24 protein-coding genes are annotated in these 22041 nt (G+C 66.0%); 13 read left to right on the top strand and 11 right to left on the bottom strand.

The features are described from left to right. Positions 1-13 precede the first annotated feature (13 nt). The gene (locus ACFPU0_RS11085; RefSeq protein WP_377693026.1) at positions 14-901 is read left to right on the top strand and encodes a cytochrome c oxidase subunit 3; all 888 of its coding nucleotides are present in this window, start codon (positions 14-16) and stop codon (positions 899-901) included. A gap of 83 nt (positions 902-984) precedes the next feature. Here ACFPU0_RS11085 and ACFPU0_RS11080 read toward each other — a convergent pair whose 3' ends face one another. After that, positions 985-1188, bottom strand: coding sequence for a twin transmembrane helix small protein (locus tag ACFPU0_RS11080; RefSeq protein ID WP_377693025.1), 204 nt, complete (start codon positions 1186-1188; stop codon positions 985-987). Between the two features lie 69 nt (positions 1189-1257). On the opposite strand from ACFPU0_RS11080, the gene ACFPU0_RS11075 reads away from it, so the two are divergent. The 5 genes from ACFPU0_RS11075 to ACFPU0_RS11055 are packed head-to-tail and all read left to right on the top strand — an operon-like array spanning position 1258 to position 5212. Next, entirely contained in the window at positions 1258-1983 is a 726-nt protein-coding gene (locus ACFPU0_RS11075) for an SURF1 family protein (protein WP_377693023.1), read from the top strand. Further along, positions 1958-2539 (top strand): hypothetical protein, encoded by a 582-nt coding sequence (locus ACFPU0_RS11070; protein WP_377693022.1) that lies wholly within the window; start codon positions 1958-1960, stop codon positions 2537-2539. Before ACFPU0_RS11075 ends, ACFPU0_RS11070 begins: the two co-directional genes overlap by 26 nt. Positions 2540-2576: 37 nt before the next feature. Beyond that, positions 2577-3662, top strand: coding sequence for a COX15/CtaA family protein (locus tag ACFPU0_RS11065; protein WP_377693021.1), 1086 nt, complete (start codon positions 2577-2579; stop codon positions 3660-3662). A gap of 12 nt (positions 3663-3674) precedes the next feature. Further along, positions 3675-4580 carry a heme o synthase gene (gene cyoE, locus ACFPU0_RS11060; RefSeq protein ID WP_377693020.1) on the top strand — a complete coding sequence of 302 codons (906 nt, stop codon included), beginning with the start codon at positions 3675-3677 and terminating at the stop codon, positions 4578-4580. After that, positions 4577-5212, top strand: coding sequence for an SCO family protein (locus ACFPU0_RS11055; RefSeq protein WP_377693019.1), 636 nt, complete (start codon positions 4577-4579; stop codon positions 5210-5212). Before cyoE ends, ACFPU0_RS11055 begins: the two co-directional genes overlap by 4 nt. A gap of 172 nt (positions 5213-5384) precedes the next feature. Here the strand turns inward: ACFPU0_RS11055 and ACFPU0_RS11050 are convergent, their stop codons facing one another. The 7 genes from ACFPU0_RS11050 to zur form a co-directional block, all read right to left on the bottom strand. Next, a complete protein-coding gene (locus tag ACFPU0_RS11050) occupies positions 5385-6161 on the bottom strand; it encodes a MetQ/NlpA family ABC transporter substrate-binding protein (protein ID WP_377693018.1) in 777 nt (258 codons plus the stop codon). A 56-nt stretch (positions 6162-6217) separates the two neighbouring features. Beyond that, on the bottom strand, positions 6218-6883 hold the full coding sequence (locus ACFPU0_RS11045; RefSeq protein WP_377693017.1) for a methionine ABC transporter permease: 666 nt from the start codon (positions 6881-6883) through the stop codon (positions 6218-6220). Next, on the bottom strand, positions 6883-7890 hold the full coding sequence (locus tag ACFPU0_RS11040) for a methionine ABC transporter ATP-binding protein (RefSeq protein ID WP_377693016.1): 1008 nt from the start codon (positions 7888-7890) through the stop codon (positions 6883-6885). The genes ACFPU0_RS11045 and ACFPU0_RS11040 overlap by 1 nt, the downstream gene beginning before the upstream one ends. Positions 7891-8053: 163 nt before the next feature. Beyond that, complete coding sequence (locus ACFPU0_RS11035; RefSeq protein ID WP_377693015.1) at positions 8054-8467, bottom strand: hypothetical protein; 414 nt, start codon at positions 8465-8467, stop codon at positions 8054-8056. 132 nt (positions 8468-8599) lie between these two features. Further along, positions 8600-9385 carry a zinc ABC transporter permease subunit ZnuB gene (gene znuB / locus ACFPU0_RS11030; RefSeq protein WP_377693014.1) on the bottom strand — a complete coding sequence of 262 codons (786 nt, stop codon included), beginning with the start codon at positions 9383-9385 and terminating at the stop codon, positions 8600-8602. Beyond that, positions 9378-10178: a zinc ABC transporter ATP-binding protein ZnuC gene (znuC, locus tag ACFPU0_RS11025; protein ID WP_377693013.1), complete on the bottom strand. Its 801-nt coding sequence runs from the start codon at positions 10176-10178 to the stop codon at positions 9378-9380. Before znuC ends, znuB begins: the two co-directional genes overlap by 8 nt. Continuing rightward, positions 10175-10675: a zinc uptake transcriptional repressor Zur gene (gene zur, locus ACFPU0_RS11020; RefSeq protein WP_377693012.1), complete on the bottom strand. Its 501-nt coding sequence runs from the start codon at positions 10673-10675 to the stop codon at positions 10175-10177. The genes znuC and zur overlap by 4 nt, the downstream gene beginning before the upstream one ends. A gap of 64 nt (positions 10676-10739) precedes the next feature. Here zur and ACFPU0_RS11015 point away from each other — a divergent pair, with 64 nt between their 5' ends. From ACFPU0_RS11015 to ACFPU0_RS11005, 3 genes are all read left to right on the top strand, one after another. Further along, the gene (locus ACFPU0_RS11015; protein WP_377693011.1) at positions 10740-11654 is read left to right on the top strand and encodes a zinc ABC transporter substrate-binding protein; all 915 of its coding nucleotides are present in this window, start codon (positions 10740-10742) and stop codon (positions 11652-11654) included. Positions 11655-11916: 262 nt separating this feature from the next. After that, the gene (locus ACFPU0_RS11010; RefSeq protein ID WP_377693010.1) at positions 11917-14064 is read left to right on the top strand and encodes an adenosylcobalamin-dependent ribonucleoside-diphosphate reductase; all 2148 of its coding nucleotides are present in this window, start codon (positions 11917-11919) and stop codon (positions 14062-14064) included. Between the two features lie 16 nt (positions 14065-14080). Further along, entirely contained in the window at positions 14081-14767 is a 687-nt protein-coding gene (locus ACFPU0_RS11005) for an NrdJb (protein ID WP_377693009.1), read from the top strand. 358 nt (positions 14768-15125) lie between these two features. On the opposite strand, the gene ACFPU0_RS11000 is transcribed toward ACFPU0_RS11005, so the two are convergent. Then, complete coding sequence (locus ACFPU0_RS11000; protein WP_377693008.1) at positions 15126-16076, bottom strand: homoserine kinase; 951 nt, start codon at positions 16074-16076, stop codon at positions 15126-15128. 30 nt (positions 16077-16106) lie between these two features. Beyond that, positions 16107-16388 (bottom strand): DUF2782 domain-containing protein, encoded by a 282-nt coding sequence (locus ACFPU0_RS10995; protein ID WP_377693007.1) that lies wholly within the window; start codon positions 16386-16388, stop codon positions 16107-16109. Positions 16389-16462: 74 nt separating this feature from the next. Between ACFPU0_RS10995 and polA the strand changes: the two genes are divergently transcribed. Next, positions 16463-19210 (top strand): DNA polymerase I, encoded by a 2748-nt coding sequence (gene polA / locus ACFPU0_RS10990; protein WP_377693006.1) that lies wholly within the window; start codon positions 16463-16465, stop codon positions 19208-19210. Between the two features lie 277 nt (positions 19211-19487). On the opposite strand, the gene yihA is transcribed toward polA, so the two are convergent. Further along, positions 19488-20129 (bottom strand): ribosome biogenesis GTP-binding protein YihA/YsxC, encoded by a 642-nt coding sequence (gene yihA, locus ACFPU0_RS10985; protein ID WP_377693005.1) that lies wholly within the window; start codon positions 20127-20129, stop codon positions 19488-19490. 174 nt (positions 20130-20303) lie between these two features. On the opposite strand from yihA, the gene ACFPU0_RS10980 reads away from it, so the two are divergent. From ACFPU0_RS10980 to ACFPU0_RS10970, 3 genes are all read left to right on the top strand, one after another. Further along, a complete protein-coding gene (locus ACFPU0_RS10980; protein WP_377693004.1) occupies positions 20304-20594 on the top strand; it encodes a c-type cytochrome in 291 nt (96 codons plus the stop codon). A 51-nt stretch (positions 20595-20645) separates the two neighbouring features. After that, on the top strand, positions 20646-21251 hold the full coding sequence (locus ACFPU0_RS10975) for a c-type cytochrome (protein WP_377693003.1): 606 nt from the start codon (positions 20646-20648) through the stop codon (positions 21249-21251). Between the two features lie 142 nt (positions 21252-21393). Beyond that, entirely contained in the window at positions 21394-22026 is a 633-nt protein-coding gene (locus tag ACFPU0_RS10970; protein WP_377693002.1) for a thiol:disulfide interchange protein DsbA/DsbL, read from the top strand. Positions 22027-22041: the final 15 nt, after the last annotated feature.

Raw genomic sequence — 22041 nt, 5'->3', positions numbered from 1 at the left:
GAGAACAACAACGATGGCTAGTCACGAGCAGTATTACGTTCCGGCCCAGAGCAAGTGGCCGATCATCGCCACCATCGCCCTGCTGACCACGGTGTACGGGCTGGGAACCTGGTTCAACGACATGAAGTACGACCGCCCCGATTCCAACGGGCCGATCATCTTCTTCGTCGGCGGCCTGCTGATCGCCTACATGATGTTCGGCTGGTTCGGCAATGTGATCCGCGAGAGCCGCTCGGGCCTCTACAGCGGGCAGATGGACCGCTCCTTCCGTTGGGGCATGAGCTGGTTCATCTTCTCCGAAGTGATGTTCTTCGCCGCCTTCTTCGGCGCGCTTTTCTATGTGCGCTACTTCGCCGGGCCCTGGCTCGGCGGCGAAGGCGACAAGGGCCTGGCCAACATGCTCTGGCCCGGCTTCGAGTTCGCCTGGCCGGCGATGAACAACCCCGACGCCAAGCTGTTCCCGCCGCCGAAGGCGATCATCGATCCCTGGCACCTGCCATTGATCAACACCATCCTGCTGGTGTCCTCCAGCTTCACCGTGACCTTCGCCCACCACGCCCTGCGCAAGAACAAGCGCGGCCCGCTCAAGGCCTGGCTGGCGCTGACCATCCTGCTGGGCGTGACCTTCCTGGGCTTCCAGGCCGAGGAATACATCCACGCCTACAAGGAACTGGGGTTGACCCTGGGGTCGGGCATCTACGGCGCCACTTTCTTCATGCTCACCGGCTTCCACGGCGCCCACGTGACGATGGGGGCGCTGATCCTGACGGTGATGCTGGTGCGCATCCTGCGCGGCCACTTCGACGCCGACCACCACTTCGGCTTCGAGGCGGCGGCCTGGTACTGGCACTTCGTGGATGTGGTCTGGATTGGCCTGTTCACCTTCGTCTACGTGCTCTGACGCTGGAGGCCGGAAGCTTGAAGCTGGAATTGGTGCAGGGGGGCGCTCGCTTTCGGCTTCAGGCTTCTAGCTTCCAGCTTGCTTCACCAGGTGACTTGGGAAACGAACTGGCCGCTGTAGAACCCCCAGGCGATGAGCGCCAGGGTCAGGGCGGCCAGGATCACGCGAACCGTTAGCGCATTGACCACGCGGGAGCTGCGACCTTCGTCCTTGACCAGGAAGAAAAGGCCGCTGAACAGGCTGACCACCGTGGCAAGCAACATGAGGACGATCGCAGCCTTGAGCATGCGTGACTCCGGGGGAAGGGGGATGTTGTGCAGTATAGCCAGCCCTGTTCAGCCTCACGGACGGCGGCCATGAGCGCCTTCCGGCCGGGCCTCGCCCCGACCCTGGTGGTGCTCGCCCTGCTGCCGGTGCTGCTGGGGCTGGGTTTCTGGCAACTGTCCCGCGCCGAGGAGAAACGCCAGCTGCTGGCCGCCTTCGATGCCCGGCGCATCGCCGCGCCGGTCGAGGTCGAACAACTCACCGCCAGCCCCGATCCCGCCTACCTGCGCGTGCGCCTGCACGGTCATTTCGACGCCGCACACAGTCTGCTGCTGGACAGCCGCATCCGCGATGGCAAGGCCGGCGTCGAACTGCTGCAACCCTTCCAGGCCAGCAGCGGGCAGTGGCTGCTGGTCAATCGTGGCTGGCTGCCCTGGCCGGACCGCCGCGTGGCGCCAGTCTTCAGCACCCCGGACAGCGTGCAGGAGCTGATCGCCTGGGCCTACGTGCCGACGGGCGCGGCCTTCGAACTCGAGCACCCGCAAGCCTCCGGCTGGCCGCAACTGGTCAACCAGGTGGACGCTGCCGCCCTCTGGCAGCACCTGGGGCGCAACGGCCTGCCCCTGGAGCTGCGCCTGGAGGAAGGTCCGGCGGCCTACCGCGCCGATTGGCGGGTGGTCGCCATGGGGCCGGAAAAACATCTCGGTTATGCCGTGCAGTGGTTCGCCCTGGCGGCGGCCCTGCTCGGCCTCTTTATCTATTACGGACTGCGCAAAGGACGGGAGAACGACAATGAACCCAGCACTCGCCATGCCTGAGACCGCGCCACCGCGCCGCCGTGGGCGCATCCAGCTGCTGCTGATCCTGATGGTGGTGATCGGCCCGATGATGCTCGCCACCGCCATGTACAAGTTCAGCTTCTGGGTGCCGGAAGGCCGCAGCTACCACGGCATGCTGATCGGCAATGGCCAGAGTCTCGCCGACCTCGGCGTGCGGGACGTGGCGCCGGCGGAAACCTGGCAGTTGCTGGTCACCGCCCCCGCGGGTTGCCTGGAGGATTGCCAGCAGCTGGTCTATGCCGCACGGCAAATCCATATCGGCCTGGGCCGCGACGCCTCCCGCGCCAGCCACGCCCTGGCCACTACCGAGGTGCCGGCTGATTACGCCACGAAGCTCGAGCAGGAGTATCCGCAGCTCAAGCGCCATGGCCTGGATGCCGCCGCCTACGGCAAGGCCACCGACAACCTCGGCAGCGCCCAGCTGTGGATAGTCGACCCCCACGGCAACCTGGTGCTGCGCTACGACGGCACCGTCAAGGGCAAGCAGATCCTCAACGACCTGCGCCACCTGCTGAAGCTTTCCAATATCGGTTGAACGACCCCTTTCCCCGGAAAGGTGAGGAGCGGCTGCTGTGGATACCTACAAGAACCGGCCCGGATTCCGCCTCGCCCTGTTCGCCACCCTGCTGGCGCTGGTGGTGGTGCTGCTGGGCGCCTATACCCGCCTGACCCACGCCGGCCTCGGTTGCCCCGACTGGCCCGGCTGCTACGGCTTCATCGGCGTGCCGCAGTCCGAGGCCCAACTGGCCCACGCCGAGGCCAACTTCCCCCACGCACCGGTGGAGGCCGAGAAGGGCTGGAACGAGATGGTCCACCGCTACTTCGCCGGCACCCTCGGCCTGGTGATCCTCGGCCTGGCCATCCACGCCTTGCGCCTGCGCGGCCGCGACGGGCAACCGCTGAAGCTGCCGCTGCTGCTGCTGGGCGTGGTCATCGCCCAGGCGGCCTTCGGCATGTGGACCGTGACCCTGCAGCTCTGGCCCCAGGTGGTCACGGCGCACCTGCTGGGCGGTTTCACCACCCTGTCGCTGCTGCTGCTATTGAGCTTGCGCCTGTCCAACGCCTTCCCGCCCCTCGAATTGCCGGCACGGCTGCGGCGCTGGGCGGCGCTGGGGCTGGCGCTGGTGATCGGGCAGATCGCCCTGGGCGGCTGGGTCAGCTCCAACTACGCGGCGGTGGCCTGCGTCGACCTGCCCACCTGCCACGGCCAGTGGTGGCCGGCGATGGATTTCGCCAACGGTTTCCACCTCACCCAGCACATCGGCCCCAACTACCTGGGCGGCCAGCTGGACAGCGACGCCCGCACCGCCATCCACATGACCCACCGCCTCGGTGCCCTGGCGGTGACCCTGGTGCTGCTGGTGCTCGCCTGGCAGTTGCGCCGCGCCGGCCTGCCGCGCCTGGCCGGGCTGTTGCTGGCAGCCCTGGGCCTGCAGGTGGGCCTGGGCATCAGCAACGTGGTCTTCCACCTGCCGCTGCCGGTGGCGGTGGCCCACAACGGCGGCGGCGCCCTGCTGCTGCTGGTGCTGGTCTCGCTGAATTACCGGGTGCGCAGCCCGGCTTTTCTGGTAGGAGCGAGCTCTGCTCGCGAACGTGGGGTTACCGAGGATTCGCGAGCAGAGCTCGCTCCTGCGGTACTCACCCCGCACAGCAAATAAGGAGAACACGCCATGGCCACTCTGCTCAGCCAAGGACACAGCGAAGCCCGCGCCAGCTGGCGCGACTACCTGGAACTGACCAAGCCCAAGGTGGTGGTGCTGATGCTGATCACCTCCCTGGTCGGCATGTTCCTCGCCACCCGTGCCGGGGTGCCCTGGGAGGTGCTGCTGTTCGGCAACCTCGGCATCGGCCTTTGCGCCGGCGCGGCGGCGGCGGTCAACCATGTGGTGGACCGGCGCATCGATTCGATCATGGCGCGCACCCTCAAGCGCCCGGTGGTCAACGGCCGCGTCTCGCCGGCTGCGGCCCTGGCCTTCGCCTTCGTCCTGGCGGTGGCCGGCCAGGCCCTGCTGCTGGCCTTCACCAATGAACTGACCGCCTGGCTGACCCTGGCTTCCCTGGTGGGTTACGCGGTGCTCTACACCGGCTTCCTCAAGCGCGCCACGCCGCAGAACATCGTTATCGGCGGCCTGGCCGGCGCGGCGCCGCCGCTGCTGGGCTGGGTCGCGGTCACCGGCCATCTGTCGGCCGAGCCGCTGCTGCTGGTGCTGATCATCTTCGCCTGGACCCCGCCGCACTTCTGGGCCCTGGCCATCCACCGCAAGGCCGAGTACGCCAAGGCCGACATCCCCATGCTGCCGGTGACCCACGGCGAGCAGTACACCAAGGTGCATATCCTGCTCTACACCCTGGTGATGTTCGCCGTGAGCCTGTTGCCCTATGCCATCCACATGAGCGGCCTGCTCTACCTGGCCTGCGCCGTGGCCCTGGGCGCCCGCTTCCTGCAGTGGGCCTGGGTGCTGTACCGTGACAGCAAACCGCACGCGGCGATCAGGACCTTCAAGTACTCTATCGCCTACCTCTTCCTGCTGTTCATCGCCCTGCTGGTGGACCACTACCTGTTGCTGAACCTATGACCAGAATCCAGAAAACCGTTTTCGTCCTCGTTGCCCTGGTCGCGGTGGTGCTGGGACTCACCGTGCACCGGGTGCTCAACGGCGAGCGCCAGGCCGACCCCACCAAGCTGCTCGACGCCGGCATCGTCCTGCTGCCCCAGAGCCGCACCCTGCCGGCGCTGGAGATGGTCGACCAGAACGGCGCCAAGGTCGCGGTGGACCAGTTCAAGGACAAGTGGAGCCTGGTGTTCTTCGGCTACACCTTCTGCCCGGACATCTGTCCCACCACCCTGGCGCAGATGCGTGAACTCAAGGGCCTCCTGCCGCAGCAGGCGCAGGACAACCTGCGCTTCGTCTTCGTCAGCGTCGACCCCAACCGCGACACCCCGCAGCAGATCAAGCAGTACCTGGGCTACTTCGACCCGACTTTCGTCGGCATCACCGCCGATGAGCCGACCCTGCAGAAGCTGGCCAACGCCGTGAGCATCCCCTTCATCCCGGCCGACACCAGCAAGGAGAACTACACCGTGGACCACAGCGGCAACCTGGTGGTCCTGGGCCCGGACGGCACCCAGCGCGGCTTCATCCGCTCGCCGCTGAACAACCAGAAGCTCAAGGAGCAGCTGCCGGAGCTGGTGGCGCCGAAGGGCTGAGCGGCTATGGCGAACATCTTGTAGGGGCGAATTCATTCGCCAAGCACGCCGCAGGCGTGCCCTCGAGATTTCGTGGGGTTGCTTCGCAACCGTTGGCGAATGAATTCGCCCCTACAGGCGCCCACAAAAAAGCCCGCTCGATGAGCGGGCTTTTTCATTCGGCGCTAGGCGATCAGAACGCCGGCACCACGGCGCCCTTGTACTTCTCCTCGATGAACTTCTTCACCTCGGGGCTGTGCAGGGCGGCGGCCAGTTTCTGCATGTCGGCGCTGGCCTTGTTGTCGTCGCGGGCCACCAGGATGTTCACGTAGGGCGAGTCGGAACCTTCGATCACCAGGGCGTCCTTGGTGGGGTTCAGCTTGGCTTCCAGCGCGTAGTTGGTGTTGATCAGCGCCAGGTCCACCTGGTTCAGCACGCGCGGCAGGGTGGCGGCTTCCAGTTCGCGGATCTTGATGCGCTTCGGGTTCTCCACGATGTCCTTCGGCGTGGCGGTGATGCTGGTGTTGTCCTTCAGCTTGATCACCCCGGCCTTGTCCAGCAGCAGCAGGGCACGGCCGCCGTTGGTGGCGTCGTTGGGGATGACCACCTGGGCGCCTTCGGGCAGCTCGGACAGGGATTTCACCTTGCTGGAGTAGGCGCCGAAGGGCTCGATGTGCACGCCGGTCACGGTCTCCAGCTTCACCTTGGTCTGGCGGGCCTTGTTGAACTCGTCGAGGTAGGGTTGGTGCTGGAAGAAGTTGGCGTCCAGGCGGCCTTCGGCGACCTGCACGTTGGGCTGCACGTAATCGGTGAAGACCTTCACCTGCAGGTCCACGCCTTCCTTGGCCAGCTGCGGCTTGATGAACTCGAGGATCTCGGCATGGGGCACCGGGGTGGCGGCCACTTTCAGGGTGTCGGCCTGGGCGGTGAGGGCGGTCAGGGCGGCGAAGGCCACCAGCAGTTTCTTCATGAGCGGGCTCCTTGTGGGCAGTCTTGGGGGCCGGCGCAACTGGCGCCAGCGCCAGGTCATTTACGGGAGAAGTGCACCACCAGCTTGTCGCCGACGGTTTGCAGGATCTGGACCAGCACCAGCAGCAGGATCACGGTGACCACCATCACGTCGGTCTGGAAGCGCTGGTAGCCGAAGCGGATGGCCAGGTCGCCGAGGCCGCCCGCGCCCACCACGCCGGCCATGGCGGTGTAGGACACCAGGGTGATGGCGGTGACGGTGATGGCGGCGAAGATGCCCGGCCGCGCTTCCGGCAACAGGGCGTTCCAGATGATCTGGCCGGTGGTGGCGCCCATGGCCTGGGTGGCTTCGAGGATGCCGCGGTCCACCTCGCGCAGGGCGGTTTCCACCAGGCGCGCGAAGAAGGGTGTGGCACCCACCACCAGCGGCGGAATGGCGCCGGCGACACCCAGGGAGGTGCCGGTGATGAACACGGTGAAGGGGATCATCACGATCAGCAGGATGATGAAGGGCAGCGAGCGCAGCACGTTCACCAGCAGCGACAGCAGGCCGTAGACCGCCTTCTGCTCGAACAGCTGGCGTGGCCCGGTGAGGAACAGCAGCACGCCGAGCGGCAGGCCCAGCAGCACGGTGAACAGCAGCGAGCCACCGAGCATCAGGAAGGTGTCGAGGGTGGCGAGCCAGATTTCGTACCAGTCGATATTGGCGAGCAGGGCGTCCATCAGCGCAGGATCTCCAGGTGCACGTCCGCCTCGCGGAAGCAGCCAAGCGCGGCATCTATGTCGCCGCCGGTCAGGGCCAGGGTCAGCTGGCCGTAGGGGGTGTCCTTGATGCGGTCGATGCGTCCGGCCAGGATGCTGTAGTCCACCCCGGTCTGTCGCGCCACGGTGCCCAGCAGCGGGGCATAGGTGGCTTCGCCGCGGAAGGTCAGGCGCAGGATGCGGCCGCTGACGTGGGCGAAGTCGTCGCGCTGCTCGCCCTCATCCACCTGCTCGTCTTCCAGCACGAAGCGCTGGGTGGTGGGGTGCTGCGGATGGAGGAACACGTCCGCTACCGCGCCTTGCTCGACGATGACGCCGCCGTCCATCACCGCCACGCGGTCGCAGACCCGGCGGATCACGTCCATCTCGTGGGTGATGAGGACGATGGTGAGTTTCAGTTCGCGGTTGATCTCCGCCAGCAGTTGCAGCACCGAGGCGGTGGTCTGCGGGTCGAGGGCACTGGTGGCCTCGTCGCAGAGCAGGATCTTCGGCTGGGTAGCCAGGGCGCGGGCGATGCCGACGCGCTGCTTCTGGCCGCCGGAGAGCTGCGCCGGGTACTTGCGGGCGTGGTCGCTGAGACCGACGCGGGCGAGCAGCTCGGCGACGCGGCGATCGATCTCGGCGCGGGACAGTTCGCCGGCCAGCTTCAGCGGCAGGCCGACGTTCTCGGCAACGGTCTTGGACGCCAGCAGATTGAAGTGCTGGAAGATCATGCCGACGCGCTGGCGGAAGCGACGCAGGCCTTCGCTGTCCAGGGCCGTGACCTCTTCACCGTCGATGACGATGCGACCGCCGGTGGGTTCTTCGAGGCGGTTGATCAGGCGCAGCAGGGTACTCTTGCCGGCGCCCGAGTGGCCGATCAGGCCGAACACTTCACCGCGCTGGATGGCGAGGTCGGTCGGCTGCAGGGCCGGGATTTCGCGGCCTTCGACGCGGTACGCCTTGTGGACGTCATGGAATTCGATCACTGCGGAAACCTTGTGGGCTCGTCGTTAGCCGGATCGGCTAAAAACCGGCAAGTTTACCTGCTGCCGCATAGGCACAGAAAATCTTTCTGGACCTATGGCTATAGCATCGGGGAATAAGTGACAGACGGACTCCTGGCAGTCTAGACGCCGGCGGCTGGCGCGTTCAGTGCACCAGTCGCGGTGCCTGGCCGTCGTCGCGGGCCGTGTCGAGGGCGTCGTTCAACCCGGTGGTCAGGGCCGGGGCCCGGGGCATCAGACTGCGGGCGTGGCTCAGGGCCTTGGTGGCGTTGTCCAGGTCGCCTTGCTGCAGGGCGGCCTGGCCGCGCTTCAGCCAGGCGTCGGCCAGCCGACGCTGGTATTGCGCCAGTCGGCTATCGCCGATGGCATTGTCCTCCAGGCGCTTGAGATGGACTTCGGCCTCGTTGAGCTTGCCTTCGGAGAGTTCCCGGTCGAGTTGACTGAAGCTGCCGAGCAACTCGTCCGTTGGCTCTTTGGCCGCTTGCTGGGCGGTCTGACAGGCGGCCAGCAGCAGGGAAAAGGCGACAACAGGCAGGCAACGAGTGGCGAACAGCTTCATTCCGTTGGGTCTCTGATTGCTCAAAAAACGCGCGATTCTACACGGGCCTGGCCGACAGGACAAAAAGGCAGGGCGAATCGGACGCCGGGATGGCGTTTCCGGAGGCATCCCGGGGTGCCCGGCCGCGTCCCGTCAGGTGCGCCGTGGCAAGGCGAAGCTGACGAGGAACAGGCTGGCGGCGGAGACCACTATGGACGGGCCCGCCGGGGTGTCCTTGTACCAGGACAGCGCCAGGCCGGCGCAGACCGCCATCAGCCCCAGCAGGCTGGCGCCCAGGGCCATCTGCTCCGGGCTGCGGGCATGGCGCTGGGCGGCGGCCGCGGGGATGATCAGCAGCGAGGTGATCAGCAGCACCCCGACAATCTTCATCGCCACGGCTATCACCACCGCGATCAGCAGCATCAGGGCGAGGCGGATGGCGGCCACCGGCAGGCCCTCCACCCGCGCCAGTTCCTCGTGCACGGTGATGGCCAGCAACGGCCGCCACATGGGGATCAGCACCAGCAGCACCAGGGCGCTGCCGCCGAGAATCCAGGCGAGATCCGTCGGGCTCACCGCCAGCAGGTCGCCGAAGAGGTAGGCCATGAGGTCGATGCGCACCTCGCTCATGAAGCTCAGCACCACCAGGCCGAGGGACAGGGTGCTGTGGGCGAGGATGCCCAGCAGGGTATCGGAGGCCAGCGGCTGGCGCTGTTGCAGGGTCACCAGCAGCACGGCGAGCAGCACGCAGCCGACGGTCACCGCCAGTGTCGGGCTGACGTCCAGCATCAGGCCGAGGGCCACGCCGAGCAGCGCGGCGTGGGACAGGGTGTCGCCGAAATAGGCCATGCGCCGCCAGACCACGAAGGAGCCGAGGGGGCCGGCTACCAGGGCCAGGGCGAGGCCGGCGAGCAGAGCGTTGAGCAGGAAATCAGCCATGGTTGCAGTCGGGGCCGTGCTGGTGGACGGGAGTGAAACGGGTGCCGCTGGGGAAGGGGGTCTTCACCACTTCGCCATGCAGGTCGTGGGCATGGTCGTGGTGGTGGTGGTAGACGGCCAGGCTCTTGGCGTCCTGGCCGAACAGCTCGACGAAGGCCGGATCGCCGCTGACCTGCTCCGGGTGGCCGGAGCAGCAGACATGGCGGTTCAGGCAGACCACCTGGTCGGTGGCGCTCATCACCAGGTGCAGGTCGTGGGAGACCATCAGCACGCCGCAGCCGTGGCGGTCGCGCAGGCGGCTGATCAGGCGGTAGAGCTCGGCCTGGCCGGCGACGTCGACGCCCTGCACCGGCTCGTCCAGCACCAGCAACTCGGGCTCGCGCAGCAGGGCGCGGGCCAGCAGCACGCGCTGCAACTCGCCGCCGGAGATGTTCTGCAGGGGGCTGTCGATCACCTGGGCGGCCCCCACTTCATCCAGCGCGGCGAGGGCGGCCTTGCGGTCGACGCCCGGCACCAGGCGCAGGAAGCGCAGCACGGTGAGCGGCAGGGTGGCGTCCACCTGGAGCTTCTGCGGCATGTAGCCGATATGCAGGCGCGGCTTGCGCCAGACTTCGCCGCTGTCCGGCTTGAGCAGGCCGAGCACGGCGCGCACCAGGGTGGTCTTGCCGGCGCCGTTGGGGCCGATCAGGGTGACGATCTCCCCGGCCTTCACTTCCAGGCGCACGTCCTGCAGGACCGGCTGGCCGGCGAAGTCGACGCCGACCTTGTCGAGGCGGATCAGCACCTCGCTCATGCCGCCACCTGGCAGCTGGCGCAGAGGCCGACGATCTCCACGGTCTGGCCTTCGACGGCGAAGCCCACGGATTTCGCGCTCTCGACTATGGCCTGGCTGATGCTCGGCTGTTCCAGCTCGATGGCGGTCTGGCAATTGCGGCAAATCAGGAACTGGCCCTGGTGCGCTTCGCCCGGGTGGTTGCAGCCGACGAAGGCGTTGAGCGAGGCGATGCGGTGCACCAGGCCGTTCTCCAGGAGAAAGTCCAGGGCGCGGTAGACCGTGGGCGGCGCCGCACGGCGGCCGTCTTCCTCGGCCAGCACGCCAAGGATGTCGTAGGCCCCCAGCGGCTTGTGGCTCTGCCAGACCAGCTCCAGCACGCGCTTGCGCAGGGCGGTCAGGCGCAGGCCCTGGCGGCTGCAGATGGCGTCGGCCTCGGCCAGGGCGTTGGACACGCAATGGGAATGGTCGTGGGGGCGACAGGCCAGGGGGGCTTTTGCGCTGATCGGCTTGAGCATGGCGGCGGCGACGTCTGGAGAAAGAGACGTTATTCTATAACTCTTTTCCCGCCGAGTCTGTGCCGTGCTCCGTCTATTCGTCTGCGTTCTCCTGAGTACCTGTGCGATCCACGCCCAGGCCGATGTGCGCCTGCTCACCAGCATCAAGCCGCTGCAACTGATCGCCGCCGCCGTGCAGGACGGCGCCGGCCAGCCCGACGTGCTGCTGCCTCCCGGTGCTTCGCCGCACCAGTACGCCCTGCGCCCATCGGATGTGCGCCGGGTGCGCGAGGCGGACCTGTTCTACTGGGTCGGCCCCGACCTGGAAGGCTTCCTGCCTCGCGTGCTGCAGGGGCGCGACAAGCCCAGCGTGGCGCTGCATGGCGAACCCGGCATGACTCTGCGCCACTTCGAAGCGCTGCACGACGAGCACGAAGGCGAGCACGACGAACATGAGCACGACCACGATCACCGCCCCGGTTCCGTGGACGCCCACCTCTGGCTGTTGCCGGCCAACGCACGGGTGATGGCGGCGCGCATGGCCGCCGACCTGGCCGCCGTCGACCCGGCCAATGCCGCCCGCTACCAGGCCAACCTGAAGGCCTTCGAAGGCCGCCTCGACCGGCTCGATGCCAAGCTCAAGGCGCGCATGGCCAAGGTGGCCGGCAAACCCTTCTTCGTCTTCCACGAAGCCTTCGACTATTTCGAGGCGGCCTACGGCCTGCGCCATGCCGGTGTGTTCAGCGTCGCCGGCGAAGTGCAGCCCGGTGCCCGCCATGTCGCCGCCATGCGCCAGCGGCTGCAGAAGGCCGGCCCCAGTTGCGTGTTCAGCGAACCGCCGGCGCGCCCGCGCCTGGCCGAGACCCTGACCGAGGGCCTGCCGGTGCGCCTGGCCGAACTGGATGCCCTGGGCACGAACGCGCCGGTGGCCGCCAATGGCTACGAGACCCTGCTGCAGAACCTGGGCGATGGCCTGGCGGGGTGCCTGGAAGCGCTCTGATTTCGATCGGGATGGCAACGCCGTAACTCCGTAGGGTGGATGGCGCTTTTCCATCCACCAGCGGTGCCATGCCAGGCCTTGGATGGTGGACCGGTGAAGCGTGGTCCACCCTACAGGTCGTGTTGCGCGGGTGTGCGTCCCGGCGGTGCCCGAAGCACCGCCTGCTAAGGTGAGAGAGGGGCTGCGGGCCGCATTGATGTGGATCAGCGGCCGGCATTCGTGGTCGGACTAGTCTGGACTCTTCATCGACGGAGGGCAGCGGATGGCCAGGACGGGGACACCCAAGCAGGTCCAGGGTAATCACGGCATCGCCTTGCAGGCGGCGTCGGAGGACATCTGGGACAGCAAGTACCGGCTCAAGCACAAGGACGGCACCCCCATCGACCTTACCCCGGACGCCACCTGGCAGCGCGTGGCCCGTGCCCTGTCCGAGGTGGAGGCCGACGCCGCGGCTCGCGAGCACTGGTACGAACGCTTCCTCTGGGCCCTGCGCAATGGCGCGGTGCCCGCCGGGCGGATCATCTCCAATGCCGGCGCCCAGGACTTCAAGCCCGCCACTTCGACCATCAATTGCACCGTCTCGGGCACCATCCGCGACTCCATGGACGACATCCTCGGCAAGGTTCATGAAGCCGGGCTCACCCTCAAGGCCGGTTGCGGCATCGGCTATGAATTCAGCACCCTGCGTCCGCGTGGCGCCTACGTCTCCGGGGCCGGCGCGCAAACCAGCGGGCCGCTGTCCTTCATGGATATCTACGACAAGATGTGCTTCACCGTGAGCTCCGCCGGCGGGCGCCGCGGCGCCCAGATGGGCACCTTCGACGTCTGCCACCCGGATGTGCGCGAGTTCATCCGCGCCAAGCGCGAGGACGGCCGGCTGCGCCAGTTCAACCTCAGCCTGCTGGTCAGCGACGCCTTCATGCACGCGGTGGAGAACGACACCGAATGGCCGCTGCTCTACCCGGTGCACCCCAAGGAACGGGACGAACTGGACTTCCACGACCCGACCCAGGTGATCTGGCGCGACTGGCCGCTGCACGAGGGCTACATCACCCGCGAGGACGGCCTGGTGGCCTGCAAGGTCTACGGGCGCGTCCAGGCCCGGCACCTGTGGGACATGATCATGGTCTCCACCTACGATTTCGCCGAGCCCGGCTTCATCCTCATCGACCGGGTCAACGAGCTGAACAACAACTGGTGGTGCGAGGCGATCCGCGCCACCAACCCCTGTGGCGAGCAACCCCTGCCGCCCTATGGCTCCTGCCTGCTCGGCTCGATCAACCTCACCGCCTTCGTCGAGGAACCCTTCGGCGAGGATGCGCATTTCGACTGGGAGCGCTTCCGCTCCGTGGTGCGGGTATTCACCCGGATGCTCGACAACGTGGTGGAGATCAACGGCCTGCCACTGGCACAGCAGCGCGAGGAAATTCTCGGCAAGCGCCGCCACGGCATGGGCTTTCTCGGCCTGGGTTCGGCCCTGGCGCTGCTGCGGCTGCGCTATGGCAGCACCGAGGCCTGCGTGTTCACCGAGGAGGTGGCGCGGGAAATGGCCCTGGCCGGCTGGCAGGTGGCCCTGGAGCTGGCCAGGGAGAAAGGCCCCGCGCCCATCCTGCTGCAGGATTACGAGGTGACCGCCGCCATGCTGCGCAAGCGCCCGGAGATGGCGGACGACGGCTACAAGGCCGGCGACCGGGTGCCCGGGCGCATTCTCCACGCCCGCTATTCCCGCTACATGCAGCGGATCGCCGAGTACGCGCCGGAACTGGTGGCCGAGCTGGCCGAGGTGGGCGCGCGTTTCACCCACCACAGTTCCATCGCGCCCACCGGCACCATCAGCCTGAGCCTGGGGAACAACGCTTCCAACGGTATCGAGCCGAGCTACGCCCACCAGTATTCACGCAACCTGATCCGCCCCGGGCGCAAGACCAAGGAGAAGATCGACGTGTGCAGTTACGAACTGCTGGCCTATCGCGCCCTGGTCAACAGCCGGGCACGGCCGGATGCCGAACACCCGGCCCAGCGATTGCCGGACTACTTCGTCAGTGCCGATGACATCACCCCTGCCGAGCATGTGGACATGCAGGCGGCGGCGCAGAAGTGGGTCGACTCGTCCATCTCCAAGACCGCCAACGTACCCACCGATTTCCCCTTCGAGGCCTTCAAGGACATTTATCTGCGCGCCTGGCACCAGGGGCTCAAGGGCTGCACCACATTCCGCTTCAATCCCGCAGCCTTCCAGGGCGTGCTGGTGAAGGACGCGGACCTGGCCAGGACCGTCTACCGCTTCGAGCTGGAGGACGGCACCCTGGTGGAGCTGCGCGGCAACGAAGAGGTGGAATACGACGGCGAAGTGCACACCGCCGCCAACCTGTTCGAGGCCCTGAAGGAAGGCTATTACGGCAAGTACTGAACGAGCGGAGGCCGTCATGACCCTGAAGATCGAGAAGAAGATCAAGGGCTTCAGCCTGGTGGACCTGGACCAGGAGCAGGCCCGCAAGGCCGCCGAGGAGGCGGCATCCGTGGTGCAGATGGACGAGACCCTGCAGCGTCCGGAGACCCTGGTTGGCGCCACCTACAAGATCAAGTCGCCGCTGTTCGAGCATGCGCTCTACGTGACCATCAACGACATCGTGCTGAATCCCGGAACCGCCTTCGAGCAGCGCCGGCCCTTCGAGATCTTCATCAACTCCAAGGGCATGGAGCACTTCCAGTGGATAGTCGCCCTCACCCGCATCATGTCGGCGGTGTTCCGCAAGGGTGGCGACTGCACCTTCCTGGTGGAGGAGCTGAAGGCGGTGTTCGACCCGCGCGGCGGCTACCTCAAGCGTGGCGGGGTGTACATGCCGTCGCTGGTGGCCGAGATAGGCGCGGTGCTGGAGCGTCATCTGGTGGCCATCGGCCTGATGGAAGGCCAGAAGCTGGACGAGGAGCACAAGCTCTACCTGGCCGAGAAGCGCGCCGCCTACGAAGCCAGCCTGGGCACCACCACCGCCGAGCCCGGCGAAGGCTTCCCTGCCGGCGCCCAGCTCTGCGGCAAGTGCAATACCCAGGCGGTGGTGCAGATGGATGGCTGCGCCACCTGCCTCAACTGCGGCCACTCGAAATGTGGGTGAGCCGGATCAGGCAACGCATGCGTTGCCCCGGCGAACGACCGGCCATGGATGGCCGGGCCGGGGTTGAACTTGGGCAGGGGAGTGACGACAGGGATGTCTGCTGCGGATTCAATCTTTACGCCAATCGAGCATGCGTTGCCCCGGCGAACGACCGGCCATGGACGGCCGGGCCGGGGGTCAGCTTGGGCACGGGGTCGCGACAGGGATGTCTGCTCGGAGCTGTTGCATAGCGCGATCATTGTAGGGGCGAATTCATTCGCCAAGGGCAGCGCAGCTGCCCCATGAGTCTCCAGGGGCAGACCTTCGGCCTGCTTGGCGAATGAATTCGCCCCTACAGAAAAGCGCGGCCGCCCTGGAGTCAGAGCGCAAACGGCAACGCCACCTCGACCTTCTGCCGCTGCGCCAGGCGCTTCTGGAACACATTCGGATCGTGGATCAGCACATCCTGCCCGGCGAAGGCATTGGCGGCGATCAGGCGTGACAGCCAGAAACGCACGCAGGCGATGCGCAGGGCGGTGGGCCAGAGTTCGGCCTCGGCGGCGGTGAATGGGCGCAGCGCGGCATAGGCGCCGAGCAGTGCACGGGCGAGGTGGGCGTCGAGGCGACCCTCTTCATCCGAGCACCAATCGTTCAGGCAGATGGCCAGGTCATAGAGCATGGGACCTGCGCAGGCGTTGTAGAAGTCGATCACCCCGGAAAGGTGGGTGCCGTCGAACAGCACGTTGTCCTTGAACAGGTCGGCGTGCAGGTTGGCCCGTGGCAGGGCGAGGAAACGCGCCTTGAGTTCGCCGATTTCCTTCAGCGCATCGCGCAGCAGCGGCAGCGCGGTCTCGTCCAGCTGCAGGGCCAGGGACGGACCTTCGCCGAGCATCCAGTCCAGTCCGCGGTCGCTCTTGCGCTCCAGTACCCGGTCGCGGGTGGCCAGGTGCAGGCGCGCCAGCAAGGCGCCGACTTCGGCGCAGTGGTGGGCGTTGGGCTGGTGCACGTGCTTGCCCGGCAGGCGCGGTTGCAGCAGCGCGGGTTTCTCCGCCAGCTCGCGCAGGGCCTCGCCGCCCTCGGTGCGCAGGGCGTAGGGCACCGGCAGGCCGGCGTCGTGGAGCACGTCGAGCAGTTCGATGAAGAACGGCAGGTCGTGGCTGGGGCCGCGCTCCACCAGGGTCAGCACGTATTCACCCTGTTCCAGGCTGACGAAGAAGTTGCTGTTCTCGGAGCCTTCGGCGATACCCTGGAAATCCTTCAGCCGTCCCAGCCCGTAGGGCGCGAGGAAGACTTCCAGTTCCGGACGTTCGAGCGGGGTGAATACAGACATGGGACTACCTTGTTACGGGGGTTCTTGGTGCTACCAGCTGAAGATTTCCCAGGCCGGGATCAGCATGTCGGGATAGTCGGAGCGAACGAAGTTGCTTTCGCCATCGGCGCGAACCAGGAAGTATGGCTTGCCGTTCTTCGGGGTGACCTTGATGGCATAGAGGAAACCGTTGACGCGGTATTCCTGGATGGTCTTGTCGCCTTCCTGGCGGATGGTGATGTCCGGCTCGCCGGATGGCTCGTCGGCGGCGAACGTGGCGACCGGGGCGACTGCCAGCAGGCTGGCCAGCAAAAGGCGGTTCAGTGCGCGCATGGTAACCTTGTCCCTTCTCGTCAATGATCGGTCCATTCTACTTCGGGTCCGGTGAATAAAGGTTGATTTCACGCATGAGCCAAGCCCCCCTCGTCCTGGTGGACGGATCCTCCTATCTGTATCGAGCCTTCCATGCCCTGCCGCCGCTGACCACCTCCGCCGGCCTGCCCACGGGCGCCGTCAAGGGCGTGCTGAACATGCTGAAAAGCCTGCGCCGGCAATACCCGGACAGCCCCTTCGCGGTGGTCTTCGACGCCAAGGGCGGCACCTTCCGCGACGAGATGTTCGCCGAGTACAAGGCCAATCGCCCCTCGATGCCGGACGAATTGCGGGTACAGGTCGAACCGCTGCACGCCAGCGTGCGCGCCCTCGGCCTGCCGCTCTTGTGCGTGGAAGGGGTGGAGGCCGACGACGTGATCGGCACCCTGGCCCGGCAGAGCGCGGCGGGCGGCCGTCCGGTGGTGATCTCCACCGGCGACAAGGACATGGCGCAGTTGGTCGACGGGCACATTACGCTGGTCAACACCATGACCGGTAGCACGCTGGACGTGGATGGCGTGAAGGAGAAATTCGGTGTCGGTCCTGAACTGATCATCGACTACCTGGCCCTGATGGGGGACAAGGTGGACAACATCCCCGGTGTGCCCGGCGTCGGCGAAAAGACCGCCCTCGGCCTGCTCACCGGCGTGAATGGTGGCCTGGATGTGCTCTACGCCAGCCTGGACAAGGTGCCGGCGCTGCCGATCCGTGGCGCCAAGGGCTTGCCGGCCAAGCTCGAGGAACACAAGGACATGGCCTACCTGTCCTACAAGCTGGCCACCATCAAGTGTGATGTCGAGCTGAACGTCGAGATCGATTCCCTGCATCCCGGCGAGCCGGACCGCGAGGCCCTGGCCGAGCTGTATCGCACCCTGGAGTTCAAGAGCTGGCTGGACGAACTGCAGCGCCAGGCCAAGTCCGACGGCGAGCAGCTGGAACTGGCCGAGGCCGCGCCTGCCGAGGCCGAGGCACGCTATGACATCGTCCTGGAACAGGCGCAGTTCGATGCCTGGCTGAAGAAGCTGGAAGCCGCCGCGCTGTTCGCCTTCGACACCGAGACCACCAGCATCGACGCCCAGCAGGCGCAGGTGGTGGGCGTGTCCTTCGCGGTGGAGGCCGGCGAGGCGGCCTATGTGCCCCTGGCCCACAGCTACATGGGGGTGCCCCGGCAACTGGACCGCGATGCCGTGCTCAAGGCCCTGAAGCCCCTGCTGGAGGACCCGAAGAAGGCCAAGGTCGGCCAGCACGCCAAATACGATATGAACGTCCTGGCCAATGCCTCGACGCCCATCGCCGTGCAGGGCATCGCCTTCGACACCATGCTCGAATCCTATGTGCTCGATGCCACCGCCACTCGCCACGACATGGATAGCCTGGCCCTCAAGTACCTGGGGCACAGCACCATACGTTTCGAGGACATCGCCGGGAAAGGCGCCAAGCAGCTGACCTTCGACCAGATCGCCATCGAGCAGGCCGGCCCCTACGCAGCGGAGGATGCCGACGTCACCCTGCGCCTGCACCAGACCCTGTGGCAGAAGCTGGAAGCCATCCCCTCCCTGGCCAAGGTGCTGAAGGAAATCGAGATGCCCCTGGTGCCGGTGCTGGCGCGCATCGAGCGCAACGGCGCCTTCGTCGACGGCAAGCTGCTGGGCCAGCAGAGCCTGGAGCTGGGCGAGAAAATGGTGGCGCTGGAGCGCCAGGCCTATGACCTGGCCGGGCAGGAGTTCAACCTCGGCTCGCCCAAGCAACTGGGCGCCATCCTCTACGAAAAGCTCGGTCTGCCGGTGCTGGCCAAGACCGCGACCGGCCAGCCCTCCACGGCCGAGAACGTGCTCGCCGACCTGGCCGAGCAGGACTACGAGCTGCCCAAGGTGATCATGCAGTACCGCACCCTGAGCAAGCTCAAGAGCACCTACACCGACAAGCTGCCGGAGCAGATCAACCCGCGCACCGGACGCATCCACACCTCCTACCACCAGGCGGTGGCGGCCACCGGGCGCCTGTCGTCCACCGACCCGAACCTGCAGAACATCCCGATCCGCACCGCCGAGGGCCGGCGTATCCGCCAGGCTTTCGTCGCGCCCAAGGGCTACAAGCTGCTGGCGGCGGACTACTCGCAGATCGAACTGCGCATCATGGCCCACCTGGCCAAGGATGAAGGCCTGCTGGATGCCTTCCGCCACGACCGCGACGTGCACCGCGCCACCGCCGCCGAGGTCTTCGGCGTACCCCTGGACGAAGTCAGCGCCAACCAGCGCCGCAGCGCCAAGGCGATCAACTTCGGCCTGATCTACGGCATGAGCGCCTTCGGCCTGGCCAAGCAGATCGGCGTCGAGCGCAAGGAGGCCCAGGCCTACATCGACCGCTATTTCGCCCGTTACCCCGGCGTGCTGGCCTATATGGAACGCACCCGCGAGCAGGCCGCGCAGCAGGGCTTCGTCGAAACCCTGTTCGGCCGCCGCCTGTACCTGCCGGAAATCCACTCGAAGAACCAGGCCATGCGCAAGGGCGCCGAGCGCACCGCGATCAACGCGCCGATGCAGGGCACCGCGGCGGACATCATGAAGCGCGCCATGGTGGCCGTGGACGACTGGCTGCAGGCGAGCGGCCTGGACGTCCGCGTCATCCTCCAGGTGCACGACGAACTGGTGCTGGAGGTGCGCGAGGACCTGGTGGAGCAGGTGTCCGAGCAGATTCGCCCGCTCATGAGCGGCGCCGCCGATCTGGATGTGCCGCTGGTGGTGGAAGTGGGCGTGGGTGACAACTGGGACGAGGCGCACTGAGTGCGCCTTCGGGCTGGGCATCTGCATCGGATGTGATACAGATGCTTAGTTCTTTATCGAATAATATTTATATTTATGAGAACAAACTGTTTTGAATGTCGGTCTGAACTTTCTGCGGGGCAGGGGAGTCACACAACTGAATGGCTGGTAAGCCTTTCGATGCTCCTTTTGCTGTGTTTAGTGTTGGCAGATATCTGAACCCCGCCCTAGCGGTTCAGACTTAGACCCCGAACTTCCCCCTCCCCATACGAAGTCCGGGGTTTTTTTTGCCCGGAACTCAGGCTTCGGCCTCGCCTTCTTCATGGTCCAGTTGCAGCCAGTGGGCCAGCACGGCATGGGCTTCCTCTATGCCCTGGCGCTTGGGCGCCGAGAACAGCTGGATGCTCACGCCGTCGCCCCAACCCTTGCGGATTTCCTGGCGCACCTTGAGCAGGGCATTCTTCGCCGCGCCGAAGGCCAGCTTGTCGGCCTTGGTCAGCAGGATGTGCAGGGGCATGTTGCCGGCGCTGGACCAGTCCAGCATCAGGCGGTCGAAATCGGTCAGCGGATGGCGGATGTCCATCAGCAGCACCAGGCCCGCGAGGCTCTCGCGGCTGCTGAGGTAGGCCTCCAGGTGGTGCTGCCAGTGCTGCTTGAGGGGGATCGGCACCTTGGCGTAGCCGTAGCCCGGCAGGTCCACCAGGCGGCGTTCTTCATCCAGGGAGAAGAAGTTCAGCAACTGGGTGCGTCCCGGGGTCTTGGAGGTGCGAGCCAGGTTGGCATGGGTCAGGGTGTTCAGCGCGCTCGACTTGCCGGCGTTGGAACGCCCGGCGAAGGCCACTTCCAGGCCGGTATCCGGCGGGCACTGGTCGACCTTGGCGGCACTGATGAGGAAGCGGGCCTGTTGGCACAGGCCGAGGATCGGGTTCTTGAATGACATGCGGCGTCCAGGGGTGCGACTCGGTGTCGCAGCGGGCGGTTTCGTTTCCGTTTAAGCAGCGCCAGTATATAATGCCGCGGATTTAGTGTGCGCTTTATCCCCCAGGGTCTAGTGTCCACGGCAGAGACCGACGCACTCCAGAACGCGCGGCGATGCCCTCCCGATGAGGTGATCATGAAAAAAATACTGCTCGTCGCGAGCCTTGCTGCGATGCCCTTCTTCGCGCAGGCTGCCCAGGATCCGGAAGCGATTTTCAACCGGGCCTGCGGTGCTTGTCACAATGGCCAGCTGCCGATGGCGCCGAAGAAAGGCGACAAGGCTGCCTGGGAACCGCGCCTGGCCAAGGGCATGGACACTCTGGTGCAGAGCGTCACCAATGGTTTGAACGCCATGCCGCCGAAAGGAATGTGCATGGATTGCAGTGCCGAGGACTACAAGGCCGTCATCCAGTGGATGAGCCAATAAAGTAGCCCGGTGCATAACACCTTTACCCTTTAGCCGTAGTTGGATTAGCTGATGAACAAAGTAATCGTGAGTCTGCTGTTGACCCTGGGCATCACCGGCATGGCCCACGCCGCCGGCGACGCCAAGGCTGGCCAGGCCAAAGCCGCAGTTTGCGGCGCCTGCCATGGTCCGGATGGCAACAGTGCCGCCCCGAACTTCCCGAAACTGGCTGGCCAGGGCGAGCGCTACCTGCTCAAGCAGATGAAGGACATCAAGGCCGGTAACCGTACCGTGCTGGAGATGACCGGCCTGCTGAACAACGTCAGCGACCAGGACATGGCCGACATCGCCGCCTACTTCGCCAGCCAGAAGGGCAGCGTCGGCGCCGCCGACCCGAAACTGGTCGAGCGTGGCGAAGCGCTGTTCCGCGGCGGCAAGCTGGACCAGGGCATGCCTGCCTGCACCGGCTGCCACTCCCCTGACGGCTCCGGCAATGCGGCTGCCGGCTTCCCGCACCTGGGCGGCCAGCATGCCCAGTACGTGGCCAAGCAGCTCACCGATTTCCGCGAAGGCAATCGCACCAACGATGGCGACGCCCAGATGATGCGCGGCATTGCCGCCAAGCTGAGCAACAAGGACATCGAAGCGGTTTCCAGCTACATCCAGGGCCTGCACTGAGGTCCGTTGTCCGGAAGCTGAACAAGGGTGGCCCAGGCCACCCTTTTTCGTTCCCAGGCCCGCTACAATGGCCGGAACCCGCCGCTTCGCCACAGGTCGAATCATGGCCGTCGCGGCGCCATTACCCGTCAAGGAGTGAAGCATGCGTAACCTGATCCTTTCCGCCGTTCTTGCCGGCGCCAGCCTGTTGGGCATGGGCGCGGTCCAGGCTGACGACATCGAGGCCGGCAAGCAGTACGTCGAGCTGAACAGCCCGGTTCCGGTGTCCGTACCCGGCAAGATCGAGGTGGTGGAGCTGTTCTGGTACGGTTGCCCGCACTGCTACCAGTTCGAGCCTACGCTCAACCCCTGGGCCGAGAAGCTGCCTGAAGACGTGAACTTCGTACGTATTCCCGCCATGTTCGGCGGCCTGTGGAATGTCCACGGCCAGCTGTTCATCGCCCTGGAGAGCATGAAGGTCGAGCAGCAGGTGCACAAAGCCGTGTTCGACGCCATCCACAAGGAAGGCAAGAAGCTGGCTACCCCGGAAGAAATGGCCGAGTTCCTCGCCACCCAGGGCGTGGACAGGGACGCCTTCCTCAAGGCCTACAACTCCTTCGGCGTGAAGAGCCAGATGGAGAAGGCCAAGAAACTGGCCATGGCCTACCAGATCACCGGCGTACCGACCCTGGTGGTCAATGGCAAGTACCGCTTCGACATCAGTTCCTCGGGTGGCCCGGAGCAGACCCTCAAGGTGGCCGAGCACCTGATAGAGAAGGAGCGCGCCGCGAAATAAGCGGCGCATTCGCCC

This window comes from Pseudomonas sp. GCM10022186 (assembly GCF_042656385.1).
In the GTDB taxonomy this organism is placed as follows: Bacteria; Pseudomonadota; Gammaproteobacteria; order Pseudomonadales; family Pseudomonadaceae; genus Metapseudomonas.
This window is presented reverse-complemented; position numbering and strand designations above follow the sequence as displayed.

What these genes read in the sequence shown, in the direction of transcription:
- ACFPU0_RS11085 (WP_377693026.1), top strand. Translation starts at nt 14, where the DNA reads ATGGCTAGTCACGAGCAGTATTACGTTCCGGCCCAGAGCAAGTGGCCG.
- ACFPU0_RS11080 (WP_377693025.1), bottom strand. Translation starts at nt 1,188, where the DNA reads ATGCTCAAGGCTGCGATCGTCCTCATGTTGCTTGCCACGGTGGTCAGC.
- ACFPU0_RS11075 (WP_377693023.1), top strand. Translation starts at nt 1,258, where the DNA reads ATGAGCGCCTTCCGGCCGGGCCTCGCCCCGACCCTGGTGGTGCTCGCC.
- ACFPU0_RS11070 (WP_377693022.1), top strand. Translation starts at nt 1,958, where the DNA reads ATGAACCCAGCACTCGCCATGCCTGAGACCGCGCCACCGCGCCGCCGT.
- cyoE (WP_377693020.1), top strand. Translation starts at nt 3,675, where the DNA reads ATGGCCACTCTGCTCAGCCAAGGACACAGCGAAGCCCGCGCCAGCTGG.
- ACFPU0_RS11055 (WP_377693019.1), top strand. Translation starts at nt 4,577, where the DNA reads ATGACCAGAATCCAGAAAACCGTTTTCGTCCTCGTTGCCCTGGTCGCG.
- ACFPU0_RS11050 (WP_377693018.1), bottom strand. Translation starts at nt 6,161, where the DNA reads ATGAAGAAACTGCTGGTGGCCTTCGCCGCCCTGACCGCCCTCACCGCC.
- ACFPU0_RS11045 (WP_377693017.1), bottom strand. Translation starts at nt 6,883, where the DNA reads ATGGACGCCCTGCTCGCCAATATCGACTGGTACGAAATCTGGCTCGCC.
- ACFPU0_RS11035 (WP_377693015.1), bottom strand. Translation starts at nt 8,467, where the DNA reads ATGAAGCTGTTCGCCACTCGTTGCCTGCCTGTTGTCGCCTTTTCCCTG.
- znuB (WP_377693014.1), bottom strand. Translation starts at nt 9,385, where the DNA reads ATGGCTGATTTCCTGCTCAACGCTCTGCTCGCCGGCCTCGCCCTGGCC.
- znuC (WP_377693013.1), bottom strand. Translation starts at nt 10,178, where the DNA reads ATGAGCGAGGTGCTGATCCGCCTCGACAAGGTCGGCGTCGACTTCGCC.
- zur (WP_377693012.1), bottom strand. Translation starts at nt 10,675, where the DNA reads ATGCTCAAGCCGATCAGCGCAAAAGCCCCCCTGGCCTGTCGCCCCCAC.
- ACFPU0_RS11010 (WP_377693010.1), top strand. Translation starts at nt 11,917, where the DNA reads ATGGCCAGGACGGGGACACCCAAGCAGGTCCAGGGTAATCACGGCATC.
- ACFPU0_RS11005 (WP_377693009.1), top strand. Translation starts at nt 14,081, where the DNA reads ATGACCCTGAAGATCGAGAAGAAGATCAAGGGCTTCAGCCTGGTGGAC.
- ACFPU0_RS11000 (WP_377693008.1), bottom strand. Translation starts at nt 16,076, where the DNA reads ATGTCTGTATTCACCCCGCTCGAACGTCCGGAACTGGAAGTCTTCCTC.
- ACFPU0_RS10995 (WP_377693007.1), bottom strand. Translation starts at nt 16,388, where the DNA reads ATGCGCGCACTGAACCGCCTTTTGCTGGCCAGCCTGCTGGCAGTCGCC.
- polA (WP_377693006.1), top strand. Translation starts at nt 16,463, where the DNA reads ATGAGCCAAGCCCCCCTCGTCCTGGTGGACGGATCCTCCTATCTGTAT.
- yihA (WP_377693005.1), bottom strand. Translation starts at nt 20,129, where the DNA reads ATGTCATTCAAGAACCCGATCCTCGGCCTGTGCCAACAGGCCCGCTTC.
- ACFPU0_RS10980 (WP_377693004.1), top strand. Translation starts at nt 20,304, where the DNA reads ATGAAAAAAATACTGCTCGTCGCGAGCCTTGCTGCGATGCCCTTCTTC.
- ACFPU0_RS10975 (WP_377693003.1), top strand. Translation starts at nt 20,646, where the DNA reads ATGAACAAAGTAATCGTGAGTCTGCTGTTGACCCTGGGCATCACCGGC.
- ACFPU0_RS10970 (WP_377693002.1), top strand. Translation starts at nt 21,394, where the DNA reads ATGCGTAACCTGATCCTTTCCGCCGTTCTTGCCGGCGCCAGCCTGTTG.